Source organism: Streptomyces sp. NPDC002623, assembly GCF_053592635.1.
In genome coordinates, this window is the sequence record NZ_JBSFWB010000036.1 from 66,334 (window position 1) to 78,378 (window position 12,045).

Genomic DNA, 12,045 nt, shown 5'->3' on the forward strand with positions numbered 1-12,045 from the left:
ACCGATTATCAGGTGGGCCGTCGGCCGGGTCGGACAGTCGGTCGCACCGGGGAGTCGGACCGCCGTGTTCCCTCAGCCGGTGTGGCGGATCCGGAAGCGATCGGGTTCCGCCGGATCGCGATCGACGACCTGGACGTCATTGGCGTCCAGCGTAGTTGAGCCGAGAACGGTCGGCTTCGGTGCTCCGGAGCCTCCTGCTCCGGTGAATGCACCGGTACGGTTCGTTCATGAAGGCAGCGGTGCACGACCGGTACGGGCCGCCGAGCGTGGTCCGGATCGCCGAGGTGGACATGCCCTCGATCGGGGACCACGACGTCCTGGTGAAGGTCCACGCGACGACGGTCAACCGGACGGACTGCGCCTACCGGGCGGCCAGCCCCTTCTTCATGCGCGCGCTGACCGGCCTTGTCCGGCCGCGGCGCACCGTGCTCGGCACCGAGTACGCGGGAGTGGTGGAAGCGGTCGGCGGCGGCGTGACGTCGTTCACGGTCGGCGACCGGGTGTTCGGCTACAACGAGGGCGCGTTCGGAACCCACGCCGAGTACCTGTCGGTTCCACAGGACGGCCCCGTCGCGACCATGCCGGAGGGCGTGACCTTCGAGGAGACGGCTCCCGGGACCGAGGGCGCGCACTACGCGCTGTCGTTCCTCAGGACCGCGGGCGTGCGGGCCGGGCAGGACGTGCTCGTCCACGGCGCGACCGGCGCCATCGGCTCGGCGGCGGTACAACTGCTGAAGCACTGCGGGGCCACCGTGACCGCGGTGTGCGACACGGCAAACCTGGAGCTGGTCAAGGGCCTCGGCGCGGACCGGGTCGTCGACCGCACGGCCCAGGACTTCACCCAGGACGAGCAGCGCTACGACGCGGTGTTCGACGCGGTCGGCAAGAGCACCTTCGGCCGGTGCAGGCGGCTGCTGAAGCCCGGCGGGCTCTACCTGTCCTCGGAACTGGGGCCCTGGGCGCAGAACGTGTTCCTGCCGCTCGTCACGCCCCTGTTCCGCGGCAGGAAGGTGAAGTTCCCCCTTCCGAAGCAGGACCAGGAGATCGTGCGCCACCTCCGGGACCTGATCGAGACAGGCGAGTTCAGGCCCGTCATCGACCGCCGGTATCCGTTGGAGCAGATCGCCGACGCCTACCGGTACGTGGAGACCGGGCAGAAGATCGGCAACGTCGTCATCACCGTCGTACCGCCGAACTGACCTCGGGCCCTCCATCCCTCAGGCCGCCACATCCTTCCCGATGATGGAAAAATGACGGTTCCGTTGATGGCCAAATGATTGATTCGAGGCCTTCAGTAACCCCCTGACCGGACCTAGCGTTGCGAGCACGTAAACGGCCTGGCCGTTGGCCGTGCGGCTGCCCTCTCAGGCATTCGCCACGGCGTTGCTCTGACGGTTTCCTGAAGGGAGCGGGCCATGACGCCCGTGGAGTTGCTGATCGGCAGTCGGTGGCAAGCCGCCAAGGGAAGGGGTCGCATTCACGAGGTCACGTCCCCCTTCGACGGGTCGGCGGTGGGCAGCGTGGCGCTCGCCGGAGCCGAGGACGTCGAGGCGGCCCTCGCCGCGGCGACGCGCGGCGCGGCGGTCTGGCGCCGTACACCCGCCCATGAGCGGATGCGCATCCTGCTGCGCGCCGCGGAGCTCGCCGACGAGCGCGCTCCGAAGACCGCGCGGACCATCAGCGCGGAGTCCGGCAAGACCATCACGGAGGCCACGGGCGAGGCGTCCCGCTCCGGCGACCTGATCCGCCTCGCGGCCTTCGAGGGCACGCAACTCTACGGCGAGACCCTGCCGTTGGACGCCAACCGCGGCACCGGACAGGACAAGCTCGGCTTCACCCTGCGCCAGCCCTGCGGGATCGTCGTGGCCATCACGCCGTTCAACTACCCGGCGCTGCTGGTCCTGCACAAGCTCGCCCCCGCGCTCGCCGCGGGCAACGCGGTCATCCTCAAGCCGGCCACCAGCACCCCGCTGACCGCCCTCGAACTCGCCGAGTGCTTCGTGGACGCGGGCCTGCCGGAAGGCGTGCTGTCCGTGCTCGTCGGCTCCGGCAAGGTGCTCGGCGACGCCCTCGTGGCCGACCGCCGCGTCCGGAAGATCTCCTTCACCGGCTCGACGGCCACCGGCGAGCACATCGCGCGGGTCGCCGGAGTGAAGAAGCTGTCCCTGGAGCTCGGCGCCTCCTGCCCCGTCGTCGTCCTGCCCGACGCCGACATCGAAGCCGCCGCGAGCGCGGTCGCCGCCGGCGGTTACGTCAACGCCGGACAGGTCTGCATCTCCGTGCAGCGGGTCATCACGCACCCCGCCGTCACCGGCGACTTCCTGGACGCCCTCGTCCCCAAGGTGGAGGCCATCCGCACCGGCGACCCCTCCTCCCCGGACACCACCATGGGCGCCCTCATCACCGAGGCCGAGGCGGAGCGCGTCGAGCGGGCCATCGCCCGGGCCGGCGCGGACGGGGCCCGTGTGCTGACCGGCGGCGAGCGTGACGGCGCCGTCGTGCGGCCCGCCGTCGTCGCCGACGTCGACCCCCGGTCGCCGTTCAGCCAGGACGAGCTGTTCGGCCCCGCCGTCGCCGTCAGCTCGGCCGACGACTGGGAGTCCGCCATCGCCCAGGCCAACGGCACCGACTACGGCCTCGGCGCCGGCATCTTCACCTCCGACATCGCCGGGGCGGTCCGCGCCGTCAGGGAGATCGACGCCGGTTCGATCCACATCAACTGGACGCCTCTGTGGCGCGCCGACCTGATGCCGTACGGCGGTCTGAAGGGCAGCGGCTACGGCAAGGAAGGCCCCCGCGCCGCCGTCAGCGAGATGACCGAGGTCAAGACCGTCGTCCTGCACGGCCGGCCCTGGTGACCCTGCCGCCGTCCCGCACCACCCCCATCAGGAGCCGCCCCATGACCACTGAACCGACGCGACAGCGCACGGTGCGCCTCACCGTCGCCCAGGCCGTCGTCACCTACCTCTCCCGGCAGTACTCCGTGGCCGACGGCCACCGCCGCCGTCTCGTACCCGCCGCGCTCGGCATCTTCGGCCACGGCAACGTGGCCGGGCTCGGCCAGGCCCTCGACCAGCTCAGCGACCGGCTCCCGTTCGTCCAGGGCCGCAACGAGCAGGCGTTGGTCCACATCGCAACGGCCTACGGCAAGGCGACCAAGCGGCACGCCACCCTCGCCGTGACCGCCTCCATCGGGCCGGGCGCCCTCAACATGGTGACCGGTGCGGGACTCGCCACCGTCAACCGGCTGCCCGTCCTGCTGCTGCCGGGCGACACCTACGCGACCCGCCACCAGGGGCCCGTGCTCCAGCAGTTGCAGCATCCCGTCGAGGCCGACGCCTCGGTCAACGACGCCTTCCGGCCCGTCTCCCGGTTCTTCGACCGCATCACCCGGCCCGAGCAGCTGCTGAGCGCACTGCCCGCGGCGATGCGGGCGCTCACCGACGTGGACACCGGTGCGGTCGTCGTCTCCCTCCCGCAGGACATCCAGTCCCACGCCCACGACTACCCGGTGGAGTTCTTCGCCGAGCGCGACTGGCCGATCCGCCGCCCGGCGCCGGACGCCGACGAGGTCGCGGCGGTGGCACGCATGCTCGCCGAGGCCGAGAAACCGCTGATCATCGCCGGCGGCGGGGTCGTGTACTCCGGGGCGGGAGAGGAGCTGGAGGCGCTGGCCGACGCGGCGGGCGTCCCCGTCGTCGAGACGTTCGCCGGCAAGGGCGCGGTCCAGCGCCGTGCCTGGTGGCAACTGGGCGGCATCGGCCTCGAAGGCACCCCGGCCGTCAACACCCTTGCCCGGGAAGCGGACTTCGTGCTCACCGTGGGCTCACGGCTGACCGACTTCGCCACCGCCTCGCACTCGATCTTCCAGAACCCGGACGTGCGCTTCGCCAGCGTCAACGTCAATGTGCACGACGCGGGCCGCCTCGGCGCGACTGGCATCGTGGCCGACGCCAAGCGGGCCCTGGCCGCGCTGACCGATGCCGTACGGGCGAACGGCACCACCACGTCGGCCGGTTGGCAGGAGAAGGCGCGCACCCTGGACGAACGATGGCAGGCGCAACGGGCCGCCGCCCTCGACCCGGACGTCCCCTTCGACCTCGCCGCCCTGCCCGACGACTCCGACGTCGTCCGTGACACCGACGCGGCCCTCACCCAGGGCCAGTTGATCGGACTGCTCCAGGAGCACGCCCGGTCCGGCGACACGATCATCGCCGCCGCCGGCGGTCCGCCCGGCGACCTGCAGAAGGTGTGGGACGCCACCGAAGGCCGCTTCGCGCACCTGGAGTTCGGCTTCTCCTGCATGGGCTACGAACTGCCCGCCGCGCTCGGCGTCCGCCTCGCCGAGCCCGACCCGTCCCGGCGGGTGCTGTCCCTGCTGGGCGACGGCACGTTCCTCATGGCCCCGACCGAACTGGTCACGGCGGCACAGGAGCGGCTGCCGGTCACGATCGTGATCCCGGAGAACCACGGCTACCAGGTCATCCACCGACTCCAGATGGGGCGCAACGGACGGGAGTTCGGCAACGAGTTCCGCTACCGCGACGGCGGCCTGGAGATCGGCTCCGACAAGCCGGCCCGCCTGGAGGGCGACTACCTCCAGGTCGACCTCGTCAAGATCGCGGAGGGCCTCGGCGCTCGCGCGGTCCGCGCCACGACCGCCGACGAGGTGCGGGCCGCGCTGGCCGAGACCCGCGACCACGCCGGCCCGGTCGTCCTGGTCGTCCCCGTCATCCCGCACGCCGACCTGCCCGGCGCCGGCGTCTGGTGGGACGTGGCCCCGGCCGAGGTCTCCGAGCAGGAAGCGGTCACGCGGCTGCGCGGCGAGTACGAGGAAGGCCTGGCGTCCCAGAGGTGGTACGGATGAGCCCCGCACGCTTCGATCACTCCCCCCTCGACCACGGCCGCCTGCGCGCCCGACTCGCCGCCGGCGAGGCCACCCTGGGCACCTTCGTCGGACTCGCCTCCCCGGTCTCGGCAGAGGTGTGCGCCGCCGCCGGAGCCGACTGGGTGCTGCTCGACCTCGAACACGGCGCCGGAGGCGAGGAGCAGATCCGTACGACCGTCCCCGCCGCGGCCGCCTACGGAGTGCCGACCGTCGTCCGTGTCGAGTCCGCGGCCCGCATCCGCATCGGCCGCGTCCTCGACCTGGGCGCCGCCGGAATCATGCTGCCCCGCCTCGACACCGCGGACGAAGTCCGTGACGCGCTACGGCACTTGAGGTACCCGCCCGCAGGGGACCGAGGCGTGGCGACCTACAACCGGGCGTGCCGTTTCGGGCTCGACGCCGGGGCTCTGGACCGGGACGGCGAGCTCCTCGGCGTCGTACAGATCGAGTCGGCGAGCGCCCTTGCGGAGGTCGAGTCGATCGCGGCGCTGGACGGCGTGGACGTCCTGTTCGTAGGCCCCCGCGATCTCAGTCACGACCTGGGCGTGCCCGGCGAGTTCACCGCACCGGTCTATCGAGAAGCGCTGGAGCGCGTCCGCAAGGCCGCTGCCGCTCACGGCAAGGCATGCGGACTTCTCGTCCCCGACGGTGCGGCCGCGGCCGCCAAACGGGCCGAGGGCTGGACGTTCATCGGCATCGGCTCCGACGCGACCCTGCTCGCGGCAGCCCTGTCCGCCGCGCTCGGCGAGGCCCGACCCCAGCCCCAGGACGCTCAGAACTCTCAGCACGCTCAGAACTCTCAGGACTTCCAGGAGACACGATCATGACTCCCACCACCCCGGGCGCCGCACGCGAGATAGGCGTCGGGCTGATCAGCGTCGGCTGGATGGGCAAGCTCCACAGCCGCGCCTACCAGGCACTGCCCTCCGTCTACCCCGAACTCGGCCTCAAGCCCCGTCTCGTGCACGCCGCCGACACGGCCGAGGACCGCGCCGCCTACGCCCGTGACGTCCTCGGCTACGAGCGGGTCACCACCGACTACCGTGCCGTCCTCGACGACCCGGACGTGGACGTCGTCTCGATCTGCGCGCCGAACCTCCTCCACCACGAGATCGGCATCGCCGCCGCCAAGGCCGGCAAGCCGTTCTGGATCGAGAAGCCCGTCGGACGCGGCGCGGAGGAGACCGCCGAGGTCGCCGCCGCGGCCCGCACCGCCGGAGTCGTCACCTCCATCGGCTACAACTACCGGCACGCCCCCGCCGTGGAGCGGGCCCGTGAGCTGATCGCCGAGGGGCGGCTCGGCCGGATCACCAACGTGCGCGCCACCTTCTTCTCCGGCTACGCCGCCGAGCCCAACGGCGCCCTGTCCTGGCGCTTCAAGCGGGACCTGGCCGGCCATGGCGCGCTCGGCGACCTGCTGAGCCATGTCGTGGACCTGGTCAGCTATGTCGTCGCCCCGATCGGCGAGGTCTCCGCGCTCACCAGCATCGTCCACACCGAACGCCCGATCCTGCCCATGGGCTCGGGCACGCACTTCGCGGTGATCGAGGACGGCGAGCCGGGGGAGGTCGAGAACGACGACTACACCGCCGCCCTCGTCCGCTTCACCACCGGAGCCGTCGGCACCCTGGAGGCCTCGCGCGTCATCGTCGGCCCGCAGTGCGGCATCGGCTTCGAGATCTACGGCACCGACGGCTCGGTCACCTGGAACTTCGAGCGCATGAACGAACTGCGCGTCGCCCTGGGCCGCAGCGGCCCCCACCAGGGCTACACCACGGTGCTCGGCAACGGCCACATGGGCGACTACGCCAGCTTCCAGCCCGGCCCGGGCAACAGCATGGGCTACGACGACCTCAAGGTGATCGAGGCCAAGAAGTTCCTGGCCGCCGTCGCCGGCATCGCGCACGACAACTCCACGATCGAGGACGCGCACGCCGTCGCCGAGGTGATCGCGGCCGCGGCGGCCTCCGCGGAGAGCGGGTCCTGGGCGGCGGTGGCCGCGGTGCCAGGCGCGAACTTCGGTCATCCGGCGCGGAGTTGATCGTATGACCGAGCGTGTCAGCGAGCACGTCGTGGTGGCCCTCGGCCCCGTCGACACCGACACCGTGGGCCCCGTCCTCGGCGAGCGGGTCACCTTCGTCACCGATCCCACGCCCGCCGATCTCGCGGTCGCCGAGGGCGCCGTCGTCCGCGCCGACCGGCGGGTCGACGAGGACTTCCTTCGGCGGGCGCCACGGCTGCGGGTCATCGCCCGCACCGGCGTCGGCGTCGACCTGGTCGATGTCGCGGCGGCGTCCGCCCGTGGGATCGCCGTGGTCATCACCCCCGACAGCGGCAGCCGGGCCGTGGCCGAGGGCGTCTTCGCCATGGCCCTGCACCTGACCAAGCGGCTGAAGCCGCTGACCGACCTGGTACGGGACGGCCGCTGGGCCGAGCGCAGCGCCGTGCCGGTCGGCGACCTGGACGGCGCCACCCTGGGGATCGTCGGCTACGGCCGCATCGGCCGCCGGGTCGGCGAACTCGGCGCCGCCTTCGGCATGCGGACGATCGCCCACGACCCGTTCAGCCCGCCGCCGCCCGAGATCGCCCGCACCGACCTCGGCGAACTCGCCGCGGTGAGCGATGTGCTCACCCTGCACGCCCCGCTCACCGAGGGCACCCGGCACCTCGTCGACGAGGCGCTGCTGGCCCGCGTCAAACCCGGAGCGATCCTGATCAACTGCGGCCGGGGCGGCCTGCTCGACCCGGACGCAGCCCTGGCCGCCCTGGAGTCGGGCCGGCTGTCCGGCGTCGGACTGGACGTCTTCGACCCCGAACCGGCCCTGCACCACCCGCTGTTCGACCACCCCGACGTCGTCCTCACCCCGCACCTGATGGGGATGACGCGCCGGGCGATGACCCTGACCTTCGTCGACGCCGCGCGCGGTGTCGCGGACGTCCTCGCGGGCCGCGCGCCGGCCGCGGTCGCCAACCCCGACTGGAACCTCCGAAAGGCCACGGCATGACCACGTCACCCTCGAACAGGATCGCCGGTGCGCCCATCTCCTGGGGCGTCTGCGAAGTCCCCGGCTGGGGCTACCAGTTGACGCCCGAACGGGTGCTCGACGAGATGCGCGAGGTCGGCCTCGCCGCCACCGAGATCGGCCCCGAGGGCTTTCTGCCCGGCGAGCCGGACGCCATGGCCCGGGTGCTGGCCGACCACGACCTCCATGCGGTCGGCGGCTTCACCCCGCTGCTGCTGCACGTGCCCGGACACGACCCGTTGCCCGAGACCGAGCAGCTCCTGGAGAGCTACGCCGCCTCGAAGGCGGAGGTCCTCGTCCTGTCGGCCGTCACCGGCCAGGACGGCTACGACTCCCGCCCCGAACTCGACGCCGACGGCTGGAAGCGGCTGCTGTCCAACCTCGACCGGCTCGCCGCGCTGGCCGCCGAACGCGGTGTGCGCGCCGTCCTGCACCCGCACGTCGGCACGATGATCGAGAACGGCGACGAGGTCCGGCGCGTCCTGGAGGACTCGGCGATCTCGCTCTGCCTCGACACCGGACACCTGCTCATCGGCGGCACCGACCCCGCCGAGCTCACCCGCCAGGCGCCCGAGCGCATCGCCCACACCCATATGAAGGACGTGGACGCCTCCCTCGCCGCCAAGGTCCGGTCCGGACAGTTCAGCTATACCGAGGCCGTGCGCAAGGGCATGTACCGCCCGCTGGGCGCGGGAGACGTGGACGTCCAGGCCATCGTCACCCACCTCGGCGCGCGCGGCTACGACGGCTGGTACGTCCTGGAACAGGACACCATCCTGACCGAGGAGCCCACGGCAAAGGGGCCCGTCGAGGATGTGTGGGCCAGCGCCGAACACCTGCGCTCGGTGCTGCGCGGCATCGCGTGACCGTATACAGGCCTGATGTGTTTTTGATGTCTTCTGCTGGATTGACCGGCACCTGCGCGGCACTCAAGAATGCCGAAGCGAACCCCCTGCCGTTTCAACCGTTCTTGAAATGGCCGTTCGCTGCGTGCCGGCGTCTTTTCCGAACATGAGGAATCCAGGAAAAAGAAATGACCGCTGACGAATTTCTGGCCACTTGTTGGACCACCGCGGGCGACGCCGCTCCCGACCGGGAGGACCAGCGCAGTCCGCTGAACCTGCGGGAACGCGTGGAAGCGGCGCGCGACGCCGGATTCACGGCCTTCGGGCTGCTGTACGGGGACTTGGTGGAGGCCGAGCGCGAGTACGGCCTCGCCGGCATACGGTCCCTCTTCACGGACAACGGCATCCACCACGTCGAGCTGGAGCTCCTCACCGACTGGTGGGCCGACGGACCCCGGCGGGCCGCGTCGGACGCCGTCCGCAGCGGAATGCTGCGGGCCGTCGAGGCCCTCGGCGCACGCACCTTCAAGATCGGCCCCGATGTGACGGGCGAGCCCTGGGACCTGGAAGTCTGGGCCAAGGAGTTCGCCACGCTGGCGGCGCAGGCCGACGGGGTGGGCGCCCGGCTCGGGGTCGAGCCCCTGCCCTGGTCCAACCTCAAGACCGTGCACGACGGACTGCGGCTCGTCGAGACCGCAGGTCACCCGGCCGGCGGGCTCATCATCGACGTCTGGCACACCGAACGTGCCCACACCCCGCCCGCCGACCTGGCGAAGGTGCCCGGGTCGCGGATCGTGGGCGTGGAGCTCAACGACGCCGACAGCCAGGTCGTGGGGACGCTCTTCGAGGACACCGTCCATCGCCGTCGTCTGTGCGGAGAGGGCTCGTTCGACCTGCCGGGGATCATCGCCGCGCTCCGTACGGCCGGCTTCAGCGGCCCCTGGGGTGTGGAGATCCTCTCCGACGCGCACCGTGCGCTGCCGGTGCGGGAGGCCGCTGCGGCGGCGTACCTCAGTGCCGCGGAGCTCGTGAAGTAAGAGCTGAAGTAAGAGCCACAGGGGTGGCGGGGACGAGACCACGGTCGTCCCCGCCACCCCTGTTTCCGTTAAAAAGATGTGTTCATTCACGGGTCTCCTGCCTGAGTTCATTTCAGGTCCAGAGGTCAAGCGCAAGCAGCGTCAGGTAATTGTTCTGACACTTGCCCTGATGGATAAATGATGTCATTGCAGACGTTGACCTCAGAGTGGCGTGACGGTTCTATCTCGTCATAGGAAACAGCCGTGTTAACGGCATGTGATCCGCGGTGTTCGCCAGATCAACCGCCTCTCCCTTTCCCCTGCAGCACAGTGAGGTGCCGGAAAGATGGACCGTTTCTCCCTCCCCCGCTCCCGCAGAACCGTCCCCGTCGTCGCAGCGGCGGCCGCCGCCGCACTGCTGGCCGCCGGCTGCTCCAGCAGCTCCGGAGGCAAGCAGGCCGAAGAGAGCGAGGGCGCTGTCTCGGCCGGCAAGGCGACCACTCCGCGTATGACGGTCGCGTTGATCACGCACGCGGCCCCTGGCGACACCTTCTGGGACACGATTCGCAAGGGTGCCGAGGCGGCCGCCGCCAAGGACAACGTCAAGCTCGTCTACTCGAGCGACCCCAGCGGCCCCAACCAGTCCAACCTGGTCCAGAACGCCATCGACCAGAAGGTCGACGGCATCGCCCTCACGCTGGCCAAGCCGGACGCCATGAAGGCCGTGGTCGCCAAGGCCGTGGAGGCCGGCATCCCCGTCGTCGGCTTCAACACCGGCGTGCAGGACTGGAAGGAGCAGGGCCTGCTCGAGTACTTCGGCCAGGACGAGAGCATCGCCGGCGAGGCGTTCGGCCGCAGGCTCAATGAGGCCGGCGCCAAGCACACGGTCTGCGTGATCATGGAACAGGGGCAGGTGGCTCTGGAGGCCCGCTGCGCCGGCGTGAAGAAGACCTTCTCCGGCAAGACCGACATCCTCTACGTCAACGGCACCGACATGCCGTCGGTGAAGTCGACGATCACCGCCAAGCTCAAGACGGACGCCTCCATCGACTACGTGACGACCCTCGGCGCCCCGTTCGCGATGACCGCCATCCAGTCCATCGCCGACGCCGGCACCAAGACCAAGCTCGCCACGTTCGACCTCAACAAGGACGCGGTCGGCGCCATCAAGTCCGGCAAGATCCAGTGGGCCATCGACCAGCAGCCCTACCTCCAGGGCTACCTGTCGGTCGACTCCCTGTGGCTCTACAAGACGAACGGCAACTACAGCGGCGGCGGCGAGGCGCCCGTGCTGACCGGGCCGGCCTTCGTCGACAAGACCAATGTCGACAAGATCGCCGAGTTCGCCGCGAAGGGCACCCGGTGACGACCATGACCCAGACCACGGTTCCGGCGACGGGCTCCCCGTCGCCGGCTCCGCCGGCGCACCAGAAGGACGGGCGCACCGCACAGCGCCCCCTGGCGATCCGGCTGCTCGCCCGTCCCGAAGTCGGCGTCTTCCTCGGCGCCGTCGCGGTGTACGTGTTCTTCCTGATCTCCGCGCCGCCGGTGCGCGAGGGCAGCTCGATGGCGAACATCCTGTACCAGTCGTCGACCATCGGGATCATGGCGCTCCCCGTGGCCCTGCTGATGATCGGCGGCGAGTTCGACCTCTCCGCCGGTGTCGCCGTCATCACCTCCGCGCTCACCGCCGCCATGATCAGTTACCAGCTGAGCATGAACGTCTGGGTGGGCGTGATCGTCGCGCTCGTGGTGGCGCTGGCGGTCGGCTTCCTCAACGGCTGGCTGGTCGTCAAGACCGGGCTGCCCAGCTTCCTGATCACCCTGGGCAGCTTCCTGATCCTGCAGGGCGTGAACCTCGCGGTGACCAAGCTGGTCACCGGCAATGTGGCCACCGACGACATCAGCACCATGGACGGCTTCGGCCAGGCCAAGAAGATCTTCGCGTCGTCCTTCGAGGTCGGCGGGGTCCAGGTGAAGATCACCATCGTATGGTGGCTGGTCTTCGCGGCGCTGGCCACCTGGGTGCTGCTGCGCACCAGGTACGGCAACTGGATCTTCGCGGTCGGCGGCAACAAGGAGAGTGCGCGGGCGGTCGGCGTGCCGGTGGCCTTCACGAAGATCTCGCTGTTCATGCTGGTCGGCTTCGGGGCCTGGTTCGTCGGGATGCACCAGCTGTTCACGTTCAACACCGTGCAGTCGGGTGAGGGCGTCGGCCAGGAGCTGATCTACATCTCCGCGGCGGTGATCGGCGGCTGTCTGCTGACCGGCGG

General features: G+C 70.6%; 10 protein-coding genes. All 10 read left to right on the forward strand.

Features of this window, described 5'->3' with window-relative positions:
* The first annotated feature begins 227 nt into the window (after positions 1 to 227).
* Entirely contained in the window at positions 228 to 1,199 is a 972-nt protein-coding gene (locus tag ACWD4O_RS40250) for an NAD(P)-dependent alcohol dehydrogenase (protein ID WP_451288010.1), read from the forward strand.
* 216 nt (positions 1,200 to 1,415) lie between these two features.
* Positions 1,416 to 2,858: an aldehyde dehydrogenase family protein gene (locus ACWD4O_RS40255; protein ID WP_451288011.1), complete on the forward strand. Its 1,443-nt coding sequence runs from the start codon at positions 1,416 to 1,418 to the stop codon at positions 2,856 to 2,858.
* 41 nt (positions 2,859 to 2,899) lie between these two features.
* Positions 2,900 to 4,867 carry a 3D-(3,5/4)-trihydroxycyclohexane-1,2-dione acylhydrolase (decyclizing) gene (gene iolD, locus ACWD4O_RS40260; protein ID WP_451288012.1) on the forward strand — a complete coding sequence of 656 codons (1,968 nt, stop codon included), beginning with the start codon at positions 2,900 to 2,902 and terminating at the stop codon, positions 4,865 to 4,867.
* Positions 4,864 to 5,715 (forward strand): HpcH/HpaI aldolase family protein, encoded by an 852-nt coding sequence (locus ACWD4O_RS40265; RefSeq protein WP_451288013.1) that lies wholly within the window; start codon positions 4,864 to 4,866, stop codon positions 5,713 to 5,715. Before iolD ends, ACWD4O_RS40265 begins: the two co-directional genes overlap by 4 nt.
* On the forward strand, positions 5,712 to 6,929 hold the full coding sequence (locus ACWD4O_RS40270; protein ID WP_451288014.1) for a Gfo/Idh/MocA family protein: 1,218 nt from the start codon (positions 5,712 to 5,714) through the stop codon (positions 6,927 to 6,929). Before ACWD4O_RS40265 ends, ACWD4O_RS40270 begins: the two co-directional genes overlap by 4 nt.
* Before the next feature lie 4 nt (positions 6,930 to 6,933).
* Positions 6,934 to 7,893: an NAD(P)-dependent oxidoreductase gene (locus tag ACWD4O_RS40275; protein WP_451288015.1), complete on the forward strand. Its 960-nt coding sequence runs from the start codon at positions 6,934 to 6,936 to the stop codon at positions 7,891 to 7,893.
* Positions 7,890 to 8,777 carry a sugar phosphate isomerase/epimerase family protein gene (locus ACWD4O_RS40280; RefSeq protein ID WP_451288016.1) on the forward strand — a complete coding sequence of 296 codons (888 nt, stop codon included), beginning with the start codon at positions 7,890 to 7,892 and terminating at the stop codon, positions 8,775 to 8,777. The genes ACWD4O_RS40275 and ACWD4O_RS40280 overlap by 4 nt, the downstream gene beginning before the upstream one ends.
* Before the next feature lie 167 nt (positions 8,778 to 8,944).
* On the forward strand, positions 8,945 to 9,793 hold the full coding sequence (locus ACWD4O_RS40285; protein WP_451288017.1) for a sugar phosphate isomerase/epimerase family protein: 849 nt from the start codon (positions 8,945 to 8,947) through the stop codon (positions 9,791 to 9,793).
* 325 nt (positions 9,794 to 10,118) lie between these two features.
* Complete coding sequence (locus ACWD4O_RS40290) at positions 10,119 to 11,138, forward strand: sugar ABC transporter substrate-binding protein (RefSeq protein WP_451288018.1); 1,020 nt, start codon at positions 10,119 to 10,121, stop codon at positions 11,136 to 11,138.
* 5 nt (positions 11,139 to 11,143) lie between these two features.
* Positions 11,144 to 12,045: ABC transporter permease (locus ACWD4O_RS40295; RefSeq protein WP_451288019.1), on the forward strand; the 902-nt coding region annotated here is incomplete at its 3' end.